The following is a 21,033-nucleotide window of genomic DNA, read 5'->3' on the forward strand; positions in this document are numbered from 1 at the left end:
CCGCTATCGAAATAGCGGGCCGTTTTATCAATCATCCAGGCCACGACCGCTGAACAGGCGGTTGATCATTTCCATGGAATAGCCTCTATACGCCAGGAAACGCCCTTGCTTGGCCCGTTCTCGCGCATCGGAGGGTAAATGCCCAGAGAATTTCCGACGCCAGGTATCCATTAACTGGTCCTGCCAATCGATACCACTTTCACGCAAGGCCTGTTCGATATCCGAACGTTGCAAACCACGCTGACCCAATTCTTCACGAATGCGTAACGGACCGTAGCCGGAGCGCGCGCGATAAGAGACAAAACTTTCGAGGTATCGACTTTCCGATAACAGGCCCTCTTCCGTCAAGCGGTCGAGGGCCGTTTCGATCAAGTCATCGGGAGCGCCGCGTTGACGCAGTTTTCGCGTCAGCTCGACCCGACCGTGCTCGCGTCTGGCGAGCAGGTCCATCGCGGTTCGCCGCACCGCGACGAGGTTATCGAGTACGGCGGTCATCGAATCGATCAGATATCAGCGTCGGCCATGTCGTCAGCGGTTTCGCGACTGGCCACTGCCTTGACGTCGGCAACCGGGCTCAGCAGCTTGTCACGCAGTTGCTTCTCGAGCGCGGCGGCAACCTCCGGGTTATCCGCCAGGAACTTGGCCGAGTTGGCTTTGCCCTGACCGATCTTGGTACCGTTATAGGCATACCAGGCGCCGGACTTCTCGACAAAACCGTGCAACACACCCAGGTCGATCATCTCGCCATTGAGGTAGATGCCCTTGCCGTAAAGAATCTGGAATTCAGCCTGACGGAACGGCGAAGCCACCTTGTTCTTCACGACCTTGACGCGGGTTTCGCTGCCGACCACCTCGTCGCCTTCCTTCACCGCGCCGGTACGGCGGATGTCCAGGCGAACCGAGGCGTAGAACTTCAGCGCGTTACCACCGGTGGTGGTTTCCGGGCTACCGAACATCACACCGATCTTCATGCGGATCTGGTTGATGAAGATCACCAGGCAATTGGCGTTCTTGATGTTACCGGTGATCTTGCGCAGGGCCTGGGACATCAGACGAGCCTGGAGGCCCACGTGCATGTCGCCCATTTCACCTTCGATTTCAGCCTTGGGTACCAATGCGGCCACGGAGTCGACGATGATCACGTCAACCGCGTTGGAACGCACCAGCATGTCGGTGATTTCCAGGGCCTGCTCGCCGGTATCCGGCTGGGAAACCAGCAGGTCGTCGACGTTGACGCCCAGCTTGCCGGCGTACTCAGGGTCCAGGGCGTGTTCGGCGTCGACGAAGGCGCAGGTCGCACCGGCTTTCTGGGCCTGGGCGATCACGGACAGGGTCAGTGTGGTTTTACCGGAGGATTCAGGACCGTAGATCTCGACGATACGACCTTTTGGCAGGCCGCCGATGCCGAGCGCAATGTCCAGGCCCAGGGAGCCGGTGGAGATGGAAGGAATAGCCTGACGGTCCTGATCGCCCATACGCATTACGGCACCCTTGCCGAATTGACGTTCGATCTGACCCAAGGCCGCAGCCAAGGCTTTCTTCTTGTTGTCGTCCATTAAAGTCCTCACGTAATCAATAAGGCCTGGCGGCCAACACCTGTATAAGTAGCCAGTATTATTCCACAGGGATTCAGGATCGCCTACCCCTGATTTGAGATTTCTACGGCGGCATGTTGCAGCAGCCCCTCTAGCGCGGCCTTCACCGTCTGTCGGCGGACCTCATCACGGTTGCCCGGGAAGAATCGCTGCTCACTGAAGACCCTGTCGCCGACGCCCCAGGCGAGCCACACGGTGCCCACCGGCTTGTTCGGCGAACCACCGTCCGGCCCGGCCACGCCGCTGACCGCGACGGCGAACCGCGCCAGGCTTTTCTGCTGTGCCCCCCGCGCCATGGCCTCGACCACCTCACGGCTGACCGCCCCGACCCGTTCGAATAGCTCGCCCGGTACATTCAATTGCTGGGTTTTCTGGCGATTGGAATAGGTCACGTAGCCCGCCTCGAACCAGGCCGAACTCCCGGGAATCCGGGTAATCGCCTCGGCAATCCCGCCACCGGTGCAGGACTCGGCCGTGGTCACATGGGCATTGAGCAATTGCAGGCGCCTGCCCAGCTCAGCCGCCAGTTCGGTGATGTCATCCATGATGCTCTCCTGATTCGACGCAATTGGAGCCTACCGTACACGAGCATTCGCCGCTTGCAAGGCTCGACGGACTACTGACCCAACGCCTTGACGTAAGCCTGGCAGGCTTGCAAGGCGATCAATCCACGGTCGCCTTCGTCGGTGATGGCGATAATTCGTTGAGCATGCGCCGGGTCAAGTCGGGCTCTTGCTCCTCCATGAACCACGCCGCCGGCGACGGCACCGGTAGGCACTGAGCTGCAACTGCCTGCATTCTCGAGGAGGACTGACAGCCGCAAATCAGAAGTGGCAAGGCGATCACGCAGGCGAGCTTGATTTGATTGAGCATCGCTCAGGTCCTTGTAGTGGGTTTGTTCGCTGGCCGATAACCGTTGCTCGAGCACAAGGTGCTTGGCCTGCTCCGCCTGTACCTGGGCGGCTGCCGTGTTGCTGATGGCGGTCAGGTCATCCTTGTGCAGGCCGGCCAACTGCGCCAGCCTCGCCTCATAGCGCCAGCCCTGGACCTTCCACGCGATGCCGAAGGCCAGCAGCACGGCCACTGACACACCGACGGCCCAGACCTTCATGTTCACCGCGTTCACGGCACATCCTTGAAGAACAGGTGATTGCCCAGGCGCAGGGTTTGCGTAGCTCTGGCAGCCCAGGCCGGCGCCGGAATACTCGTCGCGTAGTAGTGGGTCGCGCCCTTCGTCATGTCAGGCTCGGCACCGGAGATCACCAGGTCTGCCGCGCGCTTGGCTTGCTCGAACTGCTTCGGCGGGATCTCCTTGGCGCCGCTCAGGTACGGATAGTTCGGGTCGTTCTTGTTCCAGCAACTGAACTGGTACGGCGCCTGACAGACACCGACGTAGCCCTCGCCCCACCACGAACGGCCCTTGCCAGCGTTGACGCGGTTGCGAATGACGCAGGCCACGGCAATTTGGCCGACCAGACTTTCGCCCCTTGCTTCCCCCCAAAGCGTGCGCGCAAGAATGTCACGGCCCTTATCGGAAACAGTCATAGCTTTTCTCCAGGCAAAAAAAAAACCGCGCAATGGCGGGAATCGTTTGTGGGGCTGGTACGATGTTCAGCGCCCAAGTACGGCGGATTTATGAAATGGATCAGTAGGATCAATGACCTCACAATCTGAAGCATCGCAACTCGCAACAGACAAGCATCTCAGTCACCCAACATATCGACCGGACATCGACGGGCTACGTGCAATTGCGGTTCTATCCGTTGTCGCTTTTCACGCCTTTCCAACCCTGATCACCGGCGGCTTCGTTGGCGTTGACGTTTTTTTTGTTATCTCCGGTTTCCTGATTTCCAGCATCATTTTCGGAAGCCTGAAGAAAAACAGCTTCAGCTTTGTTGACTTCTATAGTCGCCGCATTAATCGTATATTTCCCGCACTGCTGCTTATGCTCGTCGCTACATGGGCATTCGGCTGGTTCAGCCTACTGGCGGATGAATACACCCAGCTCGGCAAACACATAGCCGGCGGCGCGGCGTTCGTCTCGAATTTTGTTCTTTGGGGTGAGTCTGGTTACTTCGACAACAGCGCCGAGACCAAACTGCTGTTGCACTTGTGGTCTCTCGGCATCGAGGAACAGTTTTACCTGGTCTGGCCTCTCCTTGTTTGGGCGGCTTGGAAAGCCCGGCTTAACGCACTGGTTTTGATTGTTCTGGTAGGTGGCGTATCGTTCGCGCTGAACGTAATGAATGTGCAAACCGATCCAGTGAGCACGTTCTATTCCCCCCAGACTCGTTTCTGGGAATTATTGGTAGGCTCGTTACTGGCATACGTAGCGTTAAACAAGTGCTATTTCTTTCCAAAGTGGCGTGAGTCCAGCGGCCCGACGGTTCGCAACACTCAAGCGTTGATAGGTATCACGCTCCTTGTTTCGGCTTTCTCCTTGACCACGAAAAGCAACCAATTCCCTGGCTGGTGGGCCGCGCTGCCAACCGCTGGTACGGCATTGATAATCTCCGCGGGCCCCTTCGCTTGGCTAAACCGAACAATTTTGTCCCATCGGTTGCTGGTCTGGTTCGGCCTGATAAGCTTTCCACTCTACTTGTGGCACTGGCCGATATTAACGTTTCAGAGAATATTGGACAGCGAACCACCAAGTGTTCCCGCGAGAGGACTTGCCATAGCTGCAAGCATCCTATTGGCGTGGCTCACATATCGGTACATCGAAAAGTATATCCGGCTCAGAACCAATCTACGGAAAACAGCAGTCATTCTGGCGTTAGCAATGGCCGCGACAGCTACCGTAGGATTAACGACATTAAAGCTGGATGGATTACCGTCTCGATTCCCCAGTGAAATAAAAGAAATTGCAAATTTCAAATATGAATTTTTAAAAGATGCGCGCAACCCCGACTGCTGGATATCAATTACGGCACCGTATAATGGTTTTGCGCCTAAATGCTTAGACGCCGGCGACAGCAGCAAAGGGAAAACAATACTCATCTGGGGTGACTCACACGCAGCGAGACTATATCCAGGATTAGCATTGATGGTTGATCAGCACGCTACCTTACTCCAAGCGACAAGAAGTTCGTGCCCCCCAATGCTTGATTTCGCGGGCCAGATCTGCTCGGACAGCAACAACTATGTACTTTCCAGAGTTAAAGATTCGCCCCCCAGCACCGTAATACTGTTCGGCGCCTGGGGTCGTTACGGCGTAGATTGGCTTCCCGGATCCGAAGCCCGGAAAAAGCTCCTGCACACGATTGAGGCTATATCGGATGCCGGAGTGAATAATATAATTGTTCTTGGCCCTTCGCCGGAATGGACGCTTCCACTACCCAAGCTCGTTTTCAACAATTGGAGGGGCGACTTTAGCCACCGAATTCCTCGCAAAATGTTAGTGGGATTGAACCCGGCAACAAAGACCATCGACAATCAGTTTAGAGATTTCATCCCCCAATCCAAAGCCTCGCTAATCCCGGTTTATGATGCACTTTGCGATAGTAGCGGTTGCATTACATATACCGGAGACACGCCGTCTAATCTAACAAGCTGGGATTATGGCCATTTGACAACTGAGGGCGCTAAGGTCGTAGCAAAGAAAATACTGGATTCAGGGCTGATTCAATAACCAGGGGGCTCCGGCCAGCTTATTGCGACCGGAAACCCAGGTTGCTGATCGATTTTGTTCAGCGCAAGCTTATACGCTGCAAACAATTTGAATTTAGCCGTGTCGGCCTCGTTCAAAATCCCGGCAATATAGGCGTCGGCCATTCCATTTGTAGCTTCATTGGCCAGCGCCATATCAGCGTCACGCTGGACCAGAGCCTCTGCTTTTAATTGCGCGTCAGTAAGCGGCGGAGATACATACTCCGAGAATGCCCAAGCCCCATCATTATCAATAGCCAACCATCCGTACTCTGGTGTTACATCAAAATCCGTAACATCTATCCACACGAAGGACGGATGAAACATTTCGCCGATATCGCCTGCTGTAGCAAACAGCTCTGCGACACGTCCATTAGAAACTCTTGCATAAGTTTTCATCATGAGTACTCGTATACAATAACAACGCCAGATTGACCAGCAACACCCGCCTGGGCAGCGGTGCTTGCTCCTGCGAATGTGCCGGATGGACCTGAGCCGTATCCCGATCCGGAAACGGCTCCTGGCACAGCAGACGTAGCCCTTACTCCACCACTCCCTAACGGGTTCCCTCCGCCGGATGACGGCCTGAAGATCGCAGGGGGCAAAATGGTCGAAGTATCCGACCCCGCGCCGCTGAAGCCGACGATGTTCGCTCCCACAGGAGGATCGCTAGCTCCGCTGCCGCCGATGCCGGTATTGGTTGAAAACGCCGCCGATCCATTACCGGGCTTACCCCCTGGCACCGAAATAATAGAGCCGAAGCTGGAGGTGCCTCCCGCTCCGCCATTGTTATTCCCAGCTGCGCCACCAGCGCCACCGGCGCCGACAACGACCTGTACGCCAGAAATCCCTGAGTTGATTAACGCCTTTGCGTACGCAGCGGAGCCTCCACCAGAAGAGGCTCCAACCGTGCCAGCCGCAGTAGCTACAACACCTCCGCTGCCACCGCCCCCGCCAACCATCTCAACCACTATCGATTTTGTACCGGGCGTAGGGGTGTATGGGAAGGTTCCGGCCACCTTGAAAATTTGGGTATTGATCAATCTCCCCGGTCCGACCACGCCTTTGATTGCCGTCAGAAGTTGGGCATTATTGTCTTCGTCCGGAGTAAGCCCAGCGGCCTGTATTACGTTGAGAACTTCCAACGTCAAGCCATTGCCCCATTGAGCGGGAATCAAAGACCCAGGCGTACCCGCGATCGCATCCTCATCGACAAACTTGCCATCCACCAGCCCGATGCTGGGGACACTTTTTGGAAAATCCATCCATCTACTCCTTAGTCATAATTGATATGCACCTGCGTATGCGCCGGCGCATTACGATGAATCTGGCATTCCAATACCGATCCCGGGTTAACGCCAAAACGCTCCCCCCAATAGCTGGCGCCAAAACGCCGCCCGAGCAACAAACGCCGCCCGGTATTGAGGGTCCACATGAATTGCGCCTGCCAAGTGCCGAAATGCGCCTCTCCAAAACGGGCACGGCCCATGCGAGGTGCCCTGTGTTCCGTGACGGAGGCGTTGGGGTAGCCCTGGCCCCTGGCAATGTCCACGTAGTACGCAACGGTCTGGCTACCCACCGCCAACAACCGCCGACGCACCGCCAACCTCCGATCGTCATACAGCGGCGTGTCCCCCAGGCACGGATCCGGCAGGTTCATCACCCGCTCCCAATCCGGCACCAGTTCACTCACCCCCGCCGGGTCCATTTCATTGAGCAAATCAGCGGCACGCGCATCGAGGCGCGCCAGTTCCTGGGCGATGCCTTCCAGCACCTGTTCCAACTCCGGCACCCGCTCCGGGTCCCACGCCGGGCCGCTGGGCAGCAGGCTGCGCAGTTGGGCCTGGTATTCCCCGGCGGTTCTTATTCCAGCCATACGCAGCCTCCGAAGGTCAGCAACTGATTGCTCGCCGCAGTCACATCGGCGGCGGGTGCAGTAAGCGTGTGGTTGGTTTCCCCGGTGGCACTGCTGATGGCTTCGGCGATGTGGGTCAACAGCAGGGTTTCGCCAAGACCGGCTTCACGGTTGTGCAGGTCGCGCAACTGGGCCTCGACGGCCGCGCGCACGGTGCTGGTGTCAGGGGTGATGCGCAGCCGGTAGGTCACCGGTACCTGCACCGGCGCCAGTACATGCACCTCGGCGGTAACCGGGCGCAGGGGCTCGATGTAGGCCCGGACCTCCTCCAGTTGCTCGGCATTGGGAATCGGCTGCGGATCGTCGTCACGCATGACGAACAGGCCGACGGTGCCGGGTCCCAGGTAGTTGCCGCGGCACCAGGCGCGGGTGATGCCGGGGCATTCCAGGGCCCAGGTTTCATAATCCTGAGCCGAGCCGCCGTGGGGGATAATGCGGTAAGAGCGGATCACCCGCGCCCGCAGGGACTCGAGGCTTTCCCGGGCGACACCACCGGTCAGCCCCGGCGCCAGCACGGTGAAGCTGCTGGAGATGCCGAGGATCGGTTGCACCGGCGTCAGCACCAGGCCGGCATCGGCATTGCCCAGGCTGCCGCCCTCCAGCGCGGCGATGGTGGTGGTGTTGAGGCCGTTGCTGGTGGTGCGAGCGGTGGTCACTTTGTAGGCGCGACCATCGGTCGATTGCAGAAGCGTGTCGACATCCAGCACCGCACCGGCGGTCGCGGTGAAGCTGACGCTGCCGCTGGCCGCCTGAGCGGTTTTGCGCGCCTGGTTCAGCCGCAGGGCGGCGATGCGCTCCAGGGTGGATTCGTCGGCCTTGTCCGGCAGGATCTGTTCGGCGATCCAATCCAGGTAGCCGTACAGGCCATAGGCTGCGCCCCCCAGGGTGCGGGCCAACACTTGGGCATCGGACTGGCGCAGCGAATCGCTGGCCAGGTCGCTTTGGGTGCGCTTGATCAGCACCGGCAGCGAAGGGGTTTCAAACGGCATAGGTCACCTGCCAACTGTTATCGGGATTGATGTCCAGGCGCTGGCCGTCGGCCAGGGTCAGGACCGTGCGCAGGTTCAGGCGCTGAGCGTCGAGGCGTTCGCTGATGACGTCGATGGCCCTGCAATGGCCGTCGTCGATCAGCCATTGCAGGGCTTCGCGGGCATAGAACTCGGCGTCGAGCTGAGTCTGGCGGGTCAGCTTGACCCGGCGCAGCAGCCACAGCCGCGAGCCGATGCGGTCATCGGCGACCGTAGGAAAAGTGTCGCCCCACCAGCCGAAACGTTCCTCGTCATCGACGGCGTCGTCGTCAGCAGCGCGGCGCCAGGTGAACAGGCTGATCAGCACCGAGCGGGTCAACGCGGCGTGCAGGTTCTGGCTGATAAACATCATTGGCCTCCCGCCGGCGCGCCGGTCTGGCCGTTGCCGGCCTGTACGCCGACATGCACATGCTTGATCTGGCTGATGCCGCTGGCGATCTGATCGCCTTGGGAAATGATCTGGCCGGTGTGGTTGATGACAGGACTGTCGATGTTCACCGCGCTGCTGGCGCGGATGTTCAGGGTGGCGGTGTCGATGTCGATGACTCGGCCGCGCTTGAAGTGAATCCTGTCGCCCTCGTCGGTGTAGATCGCCACTTCGCCAGGGGCCAGGGCCTTGAGGCGAAAGCGGCGGTCCGCGACCACCAGCACCACGGCATGGGAACGGTCGCCGCCCAGGAAGGTGGCGATGCCCTCGGCGCCGGCCAGCGGGTTGCTGGTGAAGCCGTAGGGTTCGAAGTGCTCCATGTCGTCGTTCACTTCGCCGGCGGTGAGGCGCATCTGCAGCGACTGCAGTTTGGAAGCCGAATTGGCGAGCACGACAGTGCCGCGCGCCAGGAGGCGGGTCAGTAGGCTCATTGGGGTTCCTTCGGAAATCGGGTTGGGGCGGGCTGGGGGTCAGTCGAGGTTGGCGGTGGTTGGGCCGCCGTCATCGCGAGCAGGCTCGCTCCCACAGGGGACGTGTGGTGGATGGGGATTTTGTGGGCACCCGGGAAACAGTGTGGGAGCGAGCCTGCTCGCGATGGCGGTGGGTCAGTGGACGCTGGGGGTGACTGATACGCCGCCTTCGCGAGCAAGCCCGCTCCCACAGTGGGCGGCGCCGGGGTCAGGACTTGGGCTTGACCGGGTTTGCGTCGAAGGTATGGGGCGGGGCGACTTGCAGGGTGGTGACGGAGCCTTGGGCAGACAATGAATAGGTCACCTTGGAAATCAGCATGTCGCCGTCGAACCCCAGCACCGGGTCGAGCACCCGCACCAGGCTGTTGTGACGCCACAAGTCGCCATTGGCCTGGCGCCAGCCCTGCACGCGGTAGGTGGTGGTCAGGGCGCGACCGGTGCGGATGGCGCTCTCCCAGTCCGCTCGTTGCTGGGCCAGCTCGAAGGTCAGTTGAGCGCTTTCGCTGATCACCGTCACCCGCTTGCGTTTGAAACCCAAGTCGGTGGCGGTACCCGACACTTCGCTGACTGCCGCCCCACTCTGCTGGTCGTTACCCTTGTGCTGGCCGATGACCCGGTATTCGGAGAACACCTGGCTGTAGTCCATCGGCGCGTTGCCCGAAAGAATGTTCTTGCCCAGCTCCAACACATCACTGGCCCGCCCGGCGCTGCCGGGTTTGGCCAGCAGCACGCGGCCTTCGGCGTCGTCGGTGGAAAACACCCGGAACAACGTCAGCAAACGGTCGATGGATTGAAAGACGGTTTCTCCCGGCACGATGCTGTGTTCGCTCAAACGCGCCGTTTCCGGGATTTCACTGACCACCCCCACGCCATATGGCGAGGCCAGGGCTTGAACAATGCTCAGCACCGTCTGCCCCCGCCATTGGCTCGGAAGATTGATCGCCGCGCAATCCACCAGGTCCTGGGTCTTGGAACCCCCTTCGATGCTCAGCGTGATCTGGCGCCCGTCATAGCTGACCGGGGCCTTGAACACGTAGCCGCTGAGCACCAGGTCTGCACCGATGCGCACCTGGCATTCATCACCGGGACGGATCGGCACCGCCTGGGTCTGCCCCGGCCATTGCCAGGTGATGTCGAGTTTGAAGGTGCGGAACTGACGCTCCAGGTCCGCACTGATTTCCACGCTTTTCCAACCACCGTAGTCCAGCCCGCCGACGGTGAGCGTGACGGTATTGTCGAGTTCGCTCATGGCTTACTCCCCCGAGACTTTCAGGTCGTTGGGCGGCAGGAAACCCGGGTGGGCCACGCCATTGCGCTGGATCACTTCGGTCACCCGGGTGGCGTCGGCAAATTGCTGATAAGCCACCACCAGCGCCGGCAGGCTTTGCTTGAACGACAGGTTGATCAACCGGACACCCGATGACGCCACCGCCGTCAGGTGCGCGGCCATTTGCTGACGCAGGTGGTTCAACGCCTGGTAGTGATCCGGATCGGCCTTGAGGGAGGCCTGCCAGATAGCTTCGTTGAGGGCATCACGCAGGGCCAGGACATCGTCGGCCAACGGTACATCCCGGCGTTGGATCGGCTGCACGGCCTGCTGCGCCACTGAAGGCGTGGCGCCAAGCTTGACCACCGGCGCCGCCACGGGCATCGCTGCAATCCATTGCGCGGCCTGGACCAGCAGCGTGTCCTGGACCAGATTGGCCACGGCCTGGGCCGCCGCCGTGGTGTCCTTGCCGGTGGTGAGTTTGGGCGCGTCCGCCTGGCGGATGGCTTCAACCTGTTGCGACACGCTGGCAATCACGCCGCGATAGCCATCACGGGCAAAGTCCTTCAGCTCTCGGATGTCCCCCAACAATCCCTTGAACTCGGCCGCCACTTCCTTGGGCAACTCCTTTACCGCCTTGACCAGATCGCTGAGCTGCCCATAGACCTCGATCAACGGCTTCAGCTCCTGCTCGATAACCCCGTAGACCTCCTTGAGGCTGTTGCGCAGGTCGGCGATGCCGATCCGCGCGGCCTTGATCAAGGTCATCGCGTCTTCGAAACGCCGCACCGCCGAACCCAGAAAGCTGTCAGCCGATACCAGCAGCAGTTTCTGGCTGTTGATCGCCGCCGAAGGAAATTGCAGCGGCTGGTCGGGGTAGAACTTCAGGGCAAAGGTGACCAGCCCGCCGTCCTGGCGGGTCTGGGTCATGTCACACTCGCCAACCTTGACCTGCATCCGTCCCAGCCAAGGGTGCACCAGCTCGCCACTGCCCTGCTCCAACGCCTTGAGCAATTTGTCGCGCTGCTCCAGGCAATCGGGGCCGACGATAAACGCGGTCAGTTCATGGATCTTCGCCTGCTGGCCCAGCCCTTCGAAAAACGGCTGGTCGCGCTGCGGATATTCATGCAACTGCCCCTTGTGTCCCACCGGGGTTTTCGCCTGGTCGACCCAGAACCCGACGCCACGGAACGACGCCGGCAACAAACGATCACGCCAGCTCATTGGAACCTCCTGCGGACAGAGAGCGATAACCGATGCGCGAACTCACTGCCAGGCCCGGTTGATTGGTCTGCGGTGGCTCGACGCGCAAACCGGCCGGCGCGTTTTCGAAACGTACAGTCAGGCCGCCTTCAAGCTGGGTACGACTGTTCGCGGCGCTTTGTTGCACCAGCGCACTGGAGGTCTGCGGCAACGCACCGGGCCCGACACCGGAAGAGAGGCCCGAGGCCTGTTCGCCGATGCCCGCAAAAGACGCCGGCGCCAGCTCACCTTTGCCCTCGGCATTGGTCTTCTGTTGCGCGTCGGTCAGCCCTTGGACCTTGCCGGTGAACGTGGTGATGACCTCGCCAAAACCACCGTTGAAGAACGCCTTGATCGGCGCGATCACCCCCTGCAGCTCGTCCCACCACTGGCTGAACCACTCACCCACCGGCCCCCACTGCTGCGTGAGGCCTTCGATGGGTGACCAGTCGAACAACCCGCCGAACACCGCCAACATGATCGACACCTGGTTGCGCAGGCCTTCCCAGATCCCGGCGAAGACGTCCACAAGGGTGCCCCAGTTGGCCATGATCAGGCCCAACGGCGTCCAGTTGAAAAGCCCTTGGAGCGCGTCCATCAACGGCACCGTCAAGGCCTTGAGCAGATCCCAGATGGCCGCGAACAACCCGGTCAGGGGGCCCCAGTTGCTGACGATCAAACCCAGGGGCGACCAGGCGAACAGCGTCTGCATGAAACCGATGAGAGACGTCGCCGCTGCGACGAGCACATTCCACAACGCGCCAAAGAAACCGCTGATCGGCCCCCAGTTGCTGATCACCTGCCCCATCGGGGTAAAGGCGAACAGCGTCTTGAAGAACTCAGCCATCGGCACAACGATGGGGGCAAGCCTTTGCCAGAGTCCGGCGAAGAACGTCGAGATCGGTTGCCAGTAGGCGATGATCATCCCCGCCGCCAAGGCGATGCCCATGGCGGCCAGGCCAATGGGGTTCATCTTCAAGGCCAGGCTGACCACTTCGAGGGCCTGGCTCGCACCGCTGACGGCGGTCTGAATCACGCTGAACGCCACGGCCCCCGTCGCCAGGCCCTGCACCAGTTGCGGGTTGTCTTGCAGCACCTGAGCCACACCGCCGATCATCGGCTGTAGACCGACCGCCAGCGCATTGACTGCGGGCACCAGCGCCGAGCCGAACTGCAACGACACATTGCTGATGGACGTCTTCAATCCATCCAGCCCTTGCGCCGCCACCAATGGCGCCGCCGGTGCCTGGACGGTGCTGGCCACCGCGTTCACCTGCGCGACTTCACCCTTGAACGCCAGCGCCGACTTGAGTCCCTCCATGAACGGTTTGGCGATACCCCCGTCCGGCAGCAGCCCGGAAATATCCAGGCTGCCGAGGCCGGTCGCATCGAGGTTCTGCTTGAAGCCCTGGACCTTCGCCCGAAGGCCGGCGAGCTTGGGTGACAGCTCGTCGATGCCGGTCAGCAGCACCGCTTTTTTCTCTACCTCTTGTGTGTCTGCCATCACTGCACCTGCTGCATCGCATTGATCCGTTGCGCGTGCTCCAGGGATTCACGGAGCACATCCAGTGGCCTGGCCATCATCTGTTCGGGGTCAACCTTCCAGAACCAGGCCAGGTCATAGGCGGCTGCGATCAGGTCGCCGATGGCTGCGACGCCGCACTCATGAAAAAACTCGCAACGGCCCAGCTCAGCGCGTTGAGGTCGGCCAGGTCCAGTTGGTTGACCGACGACGGTGGAATGCCGGCGCAGACCGCGATGTATTTGGCCGCAACGTCCATGTCCAGGCTCACCTCCTCGCTCTTGTCGATCTTGTACGGCAACGCCTTGATCGCCCGGACTTCCTGCACCGTCGGACGGCGCAGGGTCAGTTCGTTCAGCGGCTCGCCGTGGGCCTCGATGGCCACGCGCAAGGTCACTACATCGCTCATTGCCAGGTCCCCTTGATGCCTTCGAATTTCAGCTCGATGGTGGCGTCGTCGCCCTTGGAGACCGGCTCCTCCACCAGGTAGGCGCCGGCCAGCACGTAGACCTTGCCGTTGCTGAACTCACAGGTGACGGTCATGTCGGTGCCGGCCACCAGTTGCTTGAGCGGAAAGTCCGCGGTGTGCAACGCCGTCACCTTGAAGGACGGGGCGATATCGGTTTCCTTGTAGAAACCCGGTACGACGGTTTCACGTTTGGTGAACATCAGCGGCGCCTCGCAGCCACCGTTGATGGTCAGTTGAGCGCCGTCCACTTTGACGTAGCAGGTGCCCGCAATCAGTTGACCCATGGTGTTTCTCCTTCAAATAAAAAGCCCACGCGGGGTGGGCTGAATTCATGCGTTCAAACACAACACTCAGGCAGCAGCGTCGTACTGCAGGCGGAATTGGTTGAGCAGTGCGAACACCCGCAGGCCATTGATGTAATCCGGTGGGAACAGCACATTGACCCGGCTCGGATCCTGGCTGTCGCGCTCGACGATCAGGTGTTCAGCGAACAGCTCGGCGTTTTCCACATGGCCTTCCAGCTCGAGCTTGGCGTACTGGGCGATCAGCTCGCCGCGAATCGTGCTCGGGGTCACGATGGGCTGGCCGGCGCCGAAGCGGGTGCCGTCGGAGGCCAGTTTGTGGCGACCGTACTTGCTGGTGATCACGCTTTGCAGACGACGCACGATGAACGCCGACTGGTGCATGGTTTCGCTGTCCAGGTAAGAGTTGTCAGCCTGGCCGAAGGCATTTTTCTGATACGTGGTGATGGAACGCTGAATACGCACGTAGCCGCCTTCGTAGTAGGCGGTTGCGATGCCGTAGTTGAGCAGCGACTGGCGCTCGGTCAAGGTGAAGCGTTCGCTGGCCGGTGCCGGATCCAGGCCCGGCAGGCTGCCGCTCTGGGTCGGACGGCTGGCGTCGGCCGAGATGAACACGGCGGTGCGCGCGGCCAATGCGGCGGCCTGGACCCACGACGGTTGCGGCACGCCCGGTTCCAGGGCCTGAATGGTCATGTGCTGGTCGTTGCGCGCCTGGCCGGCCGCCACCAGAGTGCCGATGGTGCCGCGCTTGGCACTGTAGACATGGCCGAACAACTGCTTGGCCCAGGACCAGCGACCGGTGCTGTCGTCCATGACCGCTTGCCAGGTGTTCAGGCTCGACAGGTCGGACCACGGCATGGCGATGAACTCGAACGGCTCGTCACCCAGGGCCGCGACGGCGGCGGTCTGGTCCGGCACGCCAGCGCCACCGGTCATGGGGTTGATGGCAGTGGTCAGGCCCGCGGGGGTGTCTTCACCGTTGCTCTTGCCCAGGCGATTGAACTGCAGGCTGATGTCGTTGCCACTGTCGCCGGTCCATTTGGCACTGAGGGTCACCACGCCGTCGACGGCCGCGGCGGTCACTGGCAGGTCGGCTGTCGCGTTGACTTTCAAGGCCAGCGCCGTGGCGGCCTGGGCTGCGGTGGCACCGTTGACGATAGCCGTCTGGACGCGTACGCCGCCGACGTATAGGTTGAGCACGCCACTTTCGGTGGCGGTGCCGGTAAAGGTCAGCACGCCCTTGGCGATGGCGCCTTCGACGTTGTGCAGCGGCAGGCACCAGATTTCGCCGAGCGGGTCGGTCTTGCGCCAGGTCTCGTACATCGAGGCGAGCATCGAGCCCTGCCCACCGACACTTTTAGCCAGGGCGACGCTGGAGACCAGCACCAGCTTGCCGACTTCTGCCGGGGCGATGTTGTCGTTGACCTGGGCGACGATCAACCGGCGCATGGCCGACGACGCGCTATTGGCGGCCGAGTTGTCCATTTCGGCGTAGAACAGCGGAACACGAATGTCCGCGGGGATGTTGCTGAATCCGATCGCCATTATTTGGCTCCCTGTGGTTTGGCCGCTTTCACGGCTTTGGTAGTGATATCGCCGTCGGCCAGACGTCGACGCCACCAGGCGTTGTCCGGCACTTCACGGCCTTCTAGGGGCAACAGATCGCCCGCTTCCGGGTCCGGTACGACACGGCCCGGGGCCGGCAGCACGGTGATGCGTTTGCTCATGGGGTTACGTCTCCAGAGAAAGTCAGTTCCAGGCGCCCGTCGGGGCCGGGACGTTTCAGGTTGGGGTCCGCCGGGTCGATGGCATCGACACGCACGGTGGCCCCGGTAAAGGACGACAAGCCGTCCAGTTCACGTTCGTGCCAGCTTTCGGCAGGCTGGCTCGCCAGATTGCGGCCCAGCTGGAACTCAGCGAAAAAGCGCAACCGGAACAACACTCGGTCGCTGTTGACCGAGATCGGTTCGCTGCCGTCGTATTCGATGCCGGTGTAAGTGACGCCGGGCTTGAACCCCACCAACCCGCGCCACAATTCGGCTCGCAGGTCGTGCAGCAGATCCAGCGCGGTTGTCGCGTCACTGGCATCGAGCACCAGCACCACGTCGAAACGGTCACGCACCGTTTGCAGCGTGACGTTCTGTGCCGTGTTCCGGCTCGCCACATCGGCGGTCGGCAGGACGTAGGCACACGGGGTTTGCAGTGGTGTGCCGGCTTGTAGCGTGGCGAGGTCCAGCCCCGCGACCACTCGGCTGGCGAGCGTCGGGCATTGCTCACGCAACTGCGTGAGGATCGGCGTGATCTTCATGAAGAGTGCTCCGGTGATAGGCGAGTGGCTGTCAAAAAACCTGTGGGAGCGAGCCTGCTCGCGATAGCAGTGGGTCAGTCGAAAAAGATGTCGAATGTGCTTCCGTCATCGCGAGCAGGCTCGCTCCCACAGTGGTCTTGCGTCATTCACGAATGCTGTGATCGCCAACGATTCAGGGTGGGAGCGAGCCTGCTCGCGATGGCGGTGGGTCAGTTGAATAGATGTTGGATATGCCGGCCTCATCGCGAGCAGGCTCGCTCCCACAGAGGTGCTGCGTCATTCACGAATGCTGTGATCGCCAACGATCCAGGGTGGGAGCGAGCAGTCAGGCCTTGGCGTCGAGGCAGGTTGCGTCGATCTTGCAGCGATAGCTTTTTTCCCGGTCACCCGTGGCGGTGACCTTGTCGATCGACCAGCGGCCGCGCATGAAATCCGGCCAGGTCGGGTCCAGCAGGACGATGCCTTCGGCGGACAACCCCGGGTTGCCTGGGCATTCGATGGCGACCTTGAGGGCTTCGCGCATCAGCCTGCGCACTTCACCTTCACCGGCGGCGCGGGCGTCTTCTGCGCTCTGGAAATGCTGTCGAAGGATCTTGAACGGCGCGATGCCACTTTCCTCCACCTGCACCTTGCCGGCCGCCGCATCCCACCAACGGGTCTTGCAGCCCTGGTATTTCGCCCGGGCGGTTTCATCGAGGACGGCGGAAATAAAAGCCTGATCGCCAGGACGATTGTTCGTCGTCACCGACAGCTTGATCTCCGGCAAAACCTTGCCCGACAGCGACTTCGCCTGACCACGCCGAGCCAGCACATACACTTCGTTGATCGGTTTGGCGACGGCGTCATACCGGTGGGCCAACCGCGTCAGGAAGCCCATGTCGGTTTCGTTGGACTGGTCGACGTGCTCGATTTTTATCAGCGACAACTCCGGCGCCACGCGCGGCGAAAAACCATGCCTGGTGGTCAGTTCACGAAACAACGCGCCCAAAGTCGTCGGACCGTGGCTGACGGACCGGCGCTGCTTGAACCCGGTCTGGTCCGCCGCACTGAACGGTGCCGCCATGGCCACCAGCGTCAAGCGCAGGGGAAACAGCGTTGGCGTGCGCCGGGTAATGACGAACTCCCCCTTGTCCACCAGCCCGGACTCCAGGTAACCCACCCGCAGACCAATTTTTCCTCCCAGACTGGGTAACCCTTCAAGCCCTTCCAGGCTGATGACGAGGGTCAACTGATCGGACTCGATCCCCGCCGCGTCGACGTGGGTCCAACTGAGCAATCGCTCATTGAGCAGTGCCGCATTCGCACCATAGATTTCCACTGCGGGCGTGAAACCCAGTGACATGTTGCCTCCTTAATCCCAAGCCGATACCGGTGCGGGTGCAGCGGGTTTCAGGTCCACTTCCGGCAGGGCAACCCACACCCCCGCCGGCAGCACCGGCCCCCATTCGGCCAGCCCGGGATTGAGCAGCCAGAGCGCTTGCTCGGTGGCATCGTCACAACACTCGAGCTCGCGGTACAGCAACAGATTCACCGAATCACCGGCGATACTTCGAACCCTACGCATTGGCGAACTCCGTCAATTCAATCACCCAGCCGACCACCATCGCCGTGCCGTCATCGATGACCTCGGTCTGGGTTTCCGACACCTTGTTGATCTGCCACAACCCCCAGTTGCGCCCAATGCCATCCACCAACGGCACAGGCACGCGCAAGGCCTGCAATGCACGCAGCTCATCGAGCCGATCCATGGCGGTCGCATACATCGATTTGCCAGTGATGGTCAGCCCTTGCAGGCCTTGGCCGACCTGGCTGGACTTGGGTTTGCTGGTGAGGATGTCGATGCTCTTCCAACCGCCATCCGAGGTGCGTACCAGCGAGTGGTACGCGAAGTTTCTCGACAGCCCGAAAATGAAACTGCCGAGTGCCATTTGCTGACGCATCACGTACCTCCGTCGGTCAGGGCCGCGTCACTGCGCATGGCCAGTGAGTTGGGCATGGTTGTCAGGCCGAACTGGCCGGTGATCTGCTGCACCACCAGATTGGCCAACTGACTGGCGCTGGCCTGGTCCTGACCGTTGATGTAGATGTTGGCGGTCATGGTGTTTTGTTGAGTGCTGGTCTGGCTGCTGGTGAGGTCTTTGCTGACCTGTTCCGGGGCGTCGAGCTTGTCGGCGGGGGTGGCCAGTTTTTCACCCAGCCACTCACCGCCCCAACTGCCCGCCATGCTTCCCAGCAAACCACCGATTACACCTCCCACCGCGGTTCCCAGGATGGGCACCACGCTGCCGATCATCGCGCCAGCGGCGGCACCGGCGTAGGTTCCTGCAAGCCCGCCACCGGCAGAACCCAATGCCCTGCCGACCGCTTTGTCATCACCGTCTTGCAGGCCTTTGGCGACATCGTAGCCAGCGCTGAGCAACATCAGCGGCGCGGCGCGGCGGGTGACCGCCGAGCCCATCCTGGCGGCGCCCAGCAAACGACTCTCGCTCGCCACGGACGGTACCGGGATGGAAGCCGACTTAGCGACATTGCCTTGCCTGGCGCGTCGGGTCGTCTTCTTGCCCTTGCGGCGCTGTTCCGGCGCATCGACCGTCAGGTCCTGCGCCTCGGAAATCTGCCTGGCACCGGCCAGCGCCAGGAGTTTAGTCGCGGCCGCCGTGACGGCCGAAACCATCGCGACTTTGATCTCGGCACCGCGTGCCAATGCCAGGGCCCCTGCGAGTACCAGCAATCCGGCGGTCGCTTTCGGTTGGGCCTGGGCCACTTCACTCAGGCCATCGGCCAGGGCGCCAAGCGATACCATGACGCCGTCGGTCAACGGCGCCAGGGCATTGCCGCCCTCAGCAAACATCCGGTTCTTGCTGGCATCCAGCGCATTGAAGCGCCCCTGGGAGGTATTCCCCAGCGCCTCGGCAGTGGCCGCCAGCGAACCGTTGAATTTTGGTAGTGCTCCATCGGGGGTGCGTTCGGACACCAACGTGAACGCTTTCTGAACGCCTTCCGGCTTCTTCAGCAGTTCCAGAATCGCCGCGTTGTCACCAAACAGTGTCTTGGTCAGCGCTTGCTGTTCTTGCGCAGGTTTCTGCTTGAGGGCTTCCAGCACCTGGCTGATCATGCCGGCTGCGTCGTTGCGCAAGCCGTTGGCGATCACAGCAGGATCAAACTTGGGGTTCAGTTCCGCCCAGGCCTTGCGTTGCTCAGGCGTTGCCGCGTTGCCCTGGGCCAATGCCGTGGTGAACCCTTTTGCCGCATCACCGGCATCCGCCTTGCTCACGCCGCTGTTGAGGAACGCCGCCGCGAGGGCCGCCACCTGTTCCGGGGTCATCCCCGCGGCGAGGCCCGCCTCGCCACTGCGCTGCACTACTGCGCCGATATCGGCCGCCTTGACATTCAGGCCGCTGTTGCCGAGGTGGTTGGTGGCATCTGCCAGCGTCTGGCGTTGCCCCCGATCCAGGTTCATCGAGCTGCGCCAACCCAGCAGCATCTCGCTGGCGGTCTTGACGTCGAGGTTGAGCGCCGACGCCATCACTGCGCTGTCGCGGGTGAAACTCAGCAGTTCATCCTGCCGTTTGGCCGGATCGGAGCCTTCTCCGATGCCCGCCTTCGCCGCCGCCAGTTCGACCTGGACCAACTGGACCGCCGTGGCCCCGCTGGGCGCGACCTGTTTGTCGGCAGCCATTTTCAGGTTGGCCTGCGACAGCTGCTGCAACGCGGCCCTATCCAGCTTCAGTACTTGGTTGAGTTCGACCATCGCCAACTCGGTCGCCATCGCAGATTTCAGCAGACCCGGCGGCGCCTGCTGGTCGACGTCGGCCTTGAGCTTCGACTTCGGCTCACTGTTTGGCGCCGGCACCGAAGCACCGGCCTTGAGCAACGACTGCTGCACCGACAGGGCGACGTTCAACGAAGCCAGCGTTTCCCGCAACTTGACCTGCTCCGACACCAGCAGGCGAATGTCGAGACTGGCCGTGCTCAGGGCCAGGTTCAGCCCCGACGTTTCAGACACACTGCCCAGTGACGGCAACTCGATGCTGGCCGCACCGGACAGCGAATACTTACTCTCTGCCATCCCGCTCTACTCCTGTTTCACGCCAAGGCGAGTGATCGCGATGTCGTAACGGCGCAATGCCTTGCCGGCGTCCCATTCCAGAATTTCCGCTTCACTTACCGGGTAAATGAGCGGCACCACATCGAGGATCACTTCGATGTCGCGCTCCGAAAGAAGTCCGCCGGTTTGTTTAAAAAATCGTCGATGCGCACCTGCAGTTGTGTCCAGTCAGGCACGGTCAGCAGGTCCAGGTCGGGCAGCATCAGGCCGGTGCAATGGGCGGTGATGAACTCGGCGCGTTCTTTCGCCGTCTTCAGTTTTTTCATCGCCTTGGTGGCCCGGAGTACCGGCATTTCCAGGGCCAGCGAGGTCACGCTGCGGCCCGCCACGTTGAGTGGTTGCAGCAGTTGCACCTGGTCGGGATCGGCCGGTGCGTGGTCCCCTTCGGCGACCTGTTCGAGGAAATACGCCGCAGGACGGGTCGACATGTCGTGCACGTACTGGGCGATGCTCACGTAGTCCGGGCGCTTGAGCTGATCCAGTTCCTTGGCCGACAGGCCGGTGGCCAACTTGGCCAGCTCGAAGAACTGGTCGTCCTCATCGTCGCCGGCACGGGCCAGGGCGTCTTTCTGCGCGGCGTAGAACAGGGGTTTGAGTTGCAACTGGTCGATCTGCGATCCGTTGTCACCGGTGATAGGTGACAGCAGAAGGTGTTGGGGAGGCGTCCAGGACATGAATCAATTCCTTGGGTGAATGTGGGCCCCTTGTGGGAGCGAGCCTGCTCGCGAATGC

General features: G+C 61.3%; 26 protein-coding genes. 1 reads left to right on the forward strand and 25 read right to left on the reverse strand.

Going from position 1 to position 21,033, the window contains the following annotated elements; all coding sequences use genetic code 11:
* Window positions 1-27: 27 nt before the first annotated feature.
* The 5 genes from recX to CGA22_RS08460 all read right to left on the reverse strand — a co-directional run bounded on the left by recX (window position 28) and on the right by CGA22_RS08460 (window position 3,140).
* Window positions 28-495 carry a recombination regulator RecX gene (gene recX, locus CGA22_RS08440; protein ID WP_041023595.1) on the reverse strand — a complete coding sequence of 156 codons (468 nt, stop codon included), beginning with the start codon at window positions 493-495 and terminating at the stop codon, window positions 28-30.
* 8 nt (window positions 496-503) lie between these two features.
* Entirely contained in the window at window positions 504-1,556 is a 1,053-nt protein-coding gene (recA, locus tag CGA22_RS08445) for a recombinase RecA (RefSeq protein ID WP_024780149.1), read from the reverse strand.
* A gap of 83 nt (window positions 1,557-1,639) precedes the next feature.
* Window positions 1,640-2,140 (reverse strand): CinA family protein, encoded by a 501-nt coding sequence (locus CGA22_RS08450; protein WP_041023596.1) that lies wholly within the window; start codon window positions 2,138-2,140, stop codon window positions 1,640-1,642.
* A 71-nt stretch (window positions 2,141-2,211) separates the two neighbouring features.
* Window positions 2,212-2,706 carry a lysis system i-spanin subunit Rz gene (locus CGA22_RS08455; protein WP_041023602.1) on the reverse strand — a complete coding sequence of 165 codons (495 nt, stop codon included), beginning with the start codon at window positions 2,704-2,706 and terminating at the stop codon, window positions 2,212-2,214.
* An 11-nt stretch (window positions 2,707-2,717) separates the two neighbouring features.
* Window positions 2,718-3,140 carry a cell wall hydrolase gene (locus CGA22_RS08460; RefSeq protein ID WP_041023597.1) on the reverse strand — a complete coding sequence of 141 codons (423 nt, stop codon included), beginning with the start codon at window positions 3,138-3,140 and terminating at the stop codon, window positions 2,718-2,720.
* Window positions 3,141-3,252: 112 nt separating this feature from the next.
* On the opposite strand from CGA22_RS08460, the gene CGA22_RS08465 reads away from it, so the two are divergent.
* A complete protein-coding gene (locus CGA22_RS08465) occupies window positions 3,253-5,226 on the forward strand; it encodes an acyltransferase family protein (protein ID WP_052435163.1) in 1,974 nt (657 codons plus the stop codon).
* On the opposite strand, the gene CGA22_RS08470 is transcribed toward CGA22_RS08465, so the two are convergent.
* From CGA22_RS08470 to CGA22_RS08560, 20 genes are all read right to left on the reverse strand, one after another.
* Complete coding sequence (locus CGA22_RS08470; RefSeq protein ID WP_052435164.1) at window positions 5,220-5,645, reverse strand: tail fiber assembly protein; 426 nt, start codon at window positions 5,643-5,645, stop codon at window positions 5,220-5,222. The genes CGA22_RS08465 and CGA22_RS08470 overlap by 7 nt on opposite strands.
* Window positions 5,642-6,508, reverse strand: coding sequence for a hypothetical protein (locus CGA22_RS08475; RefSeq protein ID WP_052435165.1), 867 nt, complete (start codon window positions 6,506-6,508; stop codon window positions 5,642-5,644). The genes CGA22_RS08470 and CGA22_RS08475 overlap by 4 nt, the downstream gene beginning before the upstream one ends.
* An 11-nt stretch (window positions 6,509-6,519) precedes the next feature.
* A complete protein-coding gene (locus CGA22_RS08480) occupies window positions 6,520-7,119 on the reverse strand; it encodes a YmfQ family protein (protein WP_041023598.1) in 600 nt (199 codons plus the stop codon).
* Window positions 7,107-8,147 (reverse strand): baseplate J/gp47 family protein, encoded by a 1,041-nt coding sequence (locus CGA22_RS08485; protein ID WP_041023599.1) that lies wholly within the window; start codon window positions 8,145-8,147, stop codon window positions 7,107-7,109. The genes CGA22_RS08480 and CGA22_RS08485 overlap by 13 nt, the downstream gene beginning before the upstream one ends.
* Window positions 8,137-8,535 carry a phage GP46 family protein gene (locus CGA22_RS08490; RefSeq protein WP_041023600.1) on the reverse strand — a complete coding sequence of 133 codons (399 nt, stop codon included), beginning with the start codon at window positions 8,533-8,535 and terminating at the stop codon, window positions 8,137-8,139. The genes CGA22_RS08485 and CGA22_RS08490 overlap by 11 nt, the downstream gene beginning before the upstream one ends.
* Window positions 8,535-9,044, reverse strand: coding sequence for a phage baseplate assembly protein V (locus CGA22_RS08495; RefSeq protein WP_041023601.1), 510 nt, complete (start codon window positions 9,042-9,044; stop codon window positions 8,535-8,537). The genes CGA22_RS08490 and CGA22_RS08495 overlap by 1 nt, the downstream gene beginning before the upstream one ends.
* Before the next feature lie 247 nt (window positions 9,045-9,291).
* Window positions 9,292-10,332, reverse strand: a complete 1,041-nt coding sequence (locus CGA22_RS08500; RefSeq protein ID WP_041020043.1) for a phage baseplate assembly protein — start codon at window positions 10,330-10,332, stop codon at window positions 9,292-9,294.
* A gap of 3 nt (window positions 10,333-10,335) precedes the next feature.
* Window positions 10,336-11,574, reverse strand: coding sequence for a DNA circularization protein (locus CGA22_RS08505; protein WP_041020044.1), 1,239 nt, complete (start codon window positions 11,572-11,574; stop codon window positions 10,336-10,338).
* Window positions 11,561-13,096 (reverse strand): tail protein, encoded by a 1,536-nt coding sequence (locus CGA22_RS08510; RefSeq protein WP_041020045.1) that lies wholly within the window; start codon window positions 13,094-13,096, stop codon window positions 11,561-11,563. The genes CGA22_RS08505 and CGA22_RS08510 overlap by 14 nt, the downstream gene beginning before the upstream one ends.
* Before the next feature lie 130 nt (window positions 13,097-13,226).
* On the reverse strand, window positions 13,227-13,523 hold the full coding sequence (locus CGA22_RS08515) for a phage tail assembly protein (RefSeq protein WP_041020046.1): 297 nt from the start codon (window positions 13,521-13,523) through the stop codon (window positions 13,227-13,229).
* Window positions 13,520-13,867: a phage tail tube protein gene (locus CGA22_RS08520; protein WP_024780162.1), complete on the reverse strand. Its 348-nt coding sequence runs from the start codon at window positions 13,865-13,867 to the stop codon at window positions 13,520-13,522. The genes CGA22_RS08515 and CGA22_RS08520 overlap by 4 nt, the downstream gene beginning before the upstream one ends.
* 66 nt (window positions 13,868-13,933) lie before the next feature.
* Complete coding sequence (locus tag CGA22_RS08525) at window positions 13,934-15,430, reverse strand: phage tail sheath subtilisin-like domain-containing protein (RefSeq protein WP_188258544.1); 1,497 nt, start codon at window positions 15,428-15,430, stop codon at window positions 13,934-13,936.
* The gene (locus tag CGA22_RS08530; RefSeq protein ID WP_007907211.1) at window positions 15,430-15,612 is read right to left on the reverse strand and encodes a DUF2635 domain-containing protein; all 183 of its coding nucleotides are present in this window, start codon (window positions 15,610-15,612) and stop codon (window positions 15,430-15,432) included. Before CGA22_RS08530 ends, CGA22_RS08525 begins: the two co-directional genes overlap by 1 nt.
* On the reverse strand, window positions 15,609-16,193 hold the full coding sequence (locus tag CGA22_RS08535; RefSeq protein ID WP_041023380.1) for a hypothetical protein: 585 nt from the start codon (window positions 16,191-16,193) through the stop codon (window positions 15,609-15,611). Before CGA22_RS08535 ends, CGA22_RS08530 begins: the two co-directional genes overlap by 4 nt.
* A 325-nt stretch (window positions 16,194-16,518) precedes the next feature.
* Window positions 16,519-17,535: a contractile injection system protein, VgrG/Pvc8 family gene (locus CGA22_RS08540; RefSeq protein WP_041022884.1), complete on the reverse strand. Its 1,017-nt coding sequence runs from the start codon at window positions 17,533-17,535 to the stop codon at window positions 16,519-16,521.
* 9 nt (window positions 17,536-17,544) lie between these two features.
* Window positions 17,545-17,757: a tail protein X gene (locus CGA22_RS08545; RefSeq protein ID WP_041022885.1), complete on the reverse strand. Its 213-nt coding sequence runs from the start codon at window positions 17,755-17,757 to the stop codon at window positions 17,545-17,547.
* Window positions 17,750-18,133 carry a phage tail protein gene (locus CGA22_RS08550; protein WP_024779062.1) on the reverse strand — a complete coding sequence of 128 codons (384 nt, stop codon included), beginning with the start codon at window positions 18,131-18,133 and terminating at the stop codon, window positions 17,750-17,752. The genes CGA22_RS08545 and CGA22_RS08550 overlap by 8 nt, the downstream gene beginning before the upstream one ends.
* A complete protein-coding gene (locus CGA22_RS08555) occupies window positions 18,133-20,262 on the reverse strand; it encodes a phage tail tape measure protein (protein ID WP_041022886.1) in 2,130 nt (709 codons plus the stop codon). The genes CGA22_RS08550 and CGA22_RS08555 overlap by 1 nt, the downstream gene beginning before the upstream one ends.
* A 6-nt stretch (window positions 20,263-20,268) precedes the next feature.
* Window positions 20,269-20,394 (reverse strand): hypothetical protein, encoded by a 126-nt coding sequence (locus tag CGA22_RS27235; RefSeq protein WP_038436473.1) that lies wholly within the window; start codon window positions 20,392-20,394, stop codon window positions 20,269-20,271.
* Complete coding sequence (locus tag CGA22_RS08560; protein ID WP_041022887.1) at window positions 20,391-20,975, reverse strand: phage tail assembly protein; 585 nt, start codon at window positions 20,973-20,975, stop codon at window positions 20,391-20,393. The genes CGA22_RS27235 and CGA22_RS08560 overlap by 4 nt, the downstream gene beginning before the upstream one ends.
* Window positions 20,976-21,033: the final 58 nt, after the last annotated feature.

The sequence above is a fragment of the Pseudomonas sp. PSB18 genome (assembly GCF_014596565.1).
In the GTDB taxonomy this organism is placed as follows: Bacteria; Pseudomonadota; Gammaproteobacteria; order Pseudomonadales; family Pseudomonadaceae; genus Aquipseudomonas.

Excerpts from the sequence above, each read along its gene's own strand:
- CGA22_RS08450 (WP_041023596.1), bottom strand. The coding sequence starts at position 2,140 with ATGGATGACATCACCGAACTGGCGGCTGAGCTGGGCAGGCGCCTGCAA.
- CGA22_RS08495 (WP_041023601.1), bottom strand. The coding sequence starts at position 9,044 with ATGAGCCTACTGACCCGCCTCCTGGCGCGCGGCACTGTCGTGCTCGCC.
- CGA22_RS08535 (WP_041023380.1), bottom strand. The coding sequence starts at position 16,193 with ATGAAGATCACGCCGATCCTCACGCAGTTGCGTGAGCAATGCCCGACG.
- CGA22_RS08555 (WP_041022886.1), bottom strand. The coding sequence starts at position 20,262 with ATGGCAGAGAGTAAGTATTCGCTGTCCGGTGCGGCCAGCATCGAGTTG.
- CGA22_RS08530 (WP_007907211.1), bottom strand. The coding sequence starts at position 15,612 with ATGAGCAAACGCATCACCGTGCTGCCGGCCCCGGGCCGTGTCGTACCG.
- CGA22_RS08475 (WP_052435165.1), bottom strand. The coding sequence starts at position 6,508 with ATGGATTTTCCAAAAAGTGTCCCCAGCATCGGGCTGGTGGATGGCAAG.
- CGA22_RS08480 (WP_041023598.1), bottom strand. The coding sequence starts at position 7,119 with ATGGCTGGAATAAGAACCGCCGGGGAATACCAGGCCCAACTGCGCAGC.
- CGA22_RS08510 (WP_041020045.1), bottom strand. The coding sequence starts at position 13,096 with ATGGCAGACACACAAGAGGTAGAGAAAAAAGCGGTGCTGCTGACCGGC.
- CGA22_RS08520 (WP_024780162.1), bottom strand. The coding sequence starts at position 13,867 with ATGGGTCAACTGATTGCGGGCACCTGCTACGTCAAAGTGGACGGCGCT.
- CGA22_RS08490 (WP_041023600.1), bottom strand. The coding sequence starts at position 8,535 with ATGTTTATCAGCCAGAACCTGCACGCCGCGTTGACCCGCTCGGTGCTG.
- CGA22_RS08540 (WP_041022884.1), bottom strand. The coding sequence starts at position 17,535 with ATGTCACTGGGTTTCACGCCCGCAGTGGAAATCTATGGTGCGAATGCG.
- CGA22_RS08515 (WP_041020046.1), bottom strand. The coding sequence starts at position 13,523 with ATGAGCGATGTAGTGACCTTGCGCGTGGCCATCGAGGCCCACGGCGAG.
- recX (WP_041023595.1), bottom strand. The coding sequence starts at position 495 with ATGACCGCCGTACTCGATAACCTCGTCGCGGTGCGGCGAACCGCGATG.
- CGA22_RS08485 (WP_041023599.1), bottom strand. The coding sequence starts at position 8,147 with ATGCCGTTTGAAACCCCTTCGCTGCCGGTGCTGATCAAGCGCACCCAA.
- CGA22_RS08560 (WP_041022887.1), bottom strand. The coding sequence starts at position 20,975 with ATGTCCTGGACGCCTCCCCAACACCTTCTGCTGTCACCTATCACCGGT.
- CGA22_RS08460 (WP_041023597.1), bottom strand. The coding sequence starts at position 3,140 with ATGACTGTTTCCGATAAGGGCCGTGACATTCTTGCGCGCACGCTTTGG.
- CGA22_RS08545 (WP_041022885.1), bottom strand. The coding sequence starts at position 17,757 with ATGCGTAGGGTTCGAAGTATCGCCGGTGATTCGGTGAATCTGTTGCTG.
- CGA22_RS08465 (WP_052435163.1), top strand. The coding sequence starts at position 3,253 with ATGACCTCACAATCTGAAGCATCGCAACTCGCAACAGACAAGCATCTC.
- CGA22_RS08455 (WP_041023602.1), bottom strand. The coding sequence starts at position 2,706 with ATGAAGGTCTGGGCCGTCGGTGTGTCAGTGGCCGTGCTGCTGGCCTTC.
- CGA22_RS08500 (WP_041020043.1), bottom strand. The coding sequence starts at position 10,332 with ATGAGCGAACTCGACAATACCGTCACGCTCACCGTCGGCGGGCTGGAC.
- CGA22_RS08470 (WP_052435164.1), bottom strand. The coding sequence starts at position 5,645 with ATGATGAAAACTTATGCAAGAGTTTCTAATGGACGTGTCGCAGAGCTG.
- CGA22_RS08550 (WP_024779062.1), bottom strand. The coding sequence starts at position 18,133 with ATGCGTCAGCAAATGGCACTCGGCAGTTTCATTTTCGGGCTGTCGAGA.
- CGA22_RS08525 (WP_188258544.1), bottom strand. The coding sequence starts at position 15,430 with ATGGCGATCGGATTCAGCAACATCCCCGCGGACATTCGTGTTCCGCTG.
- recA (WP_024780149.1), bottom strand. The coding sequence starts at position 1,556 with ATGGACGACAACAAGAAGAAAGCCTTGGCTGCGGCCTTGGGTCAGATC.
- CGA22_RS08505 (WP_041020044.1), bottom strand. The coding sequence starts at position 11,574 with ATGAGCTGGCGTGATCGTTTGTTGCCGGCGTCGTTCCGTGGCGTCGGG.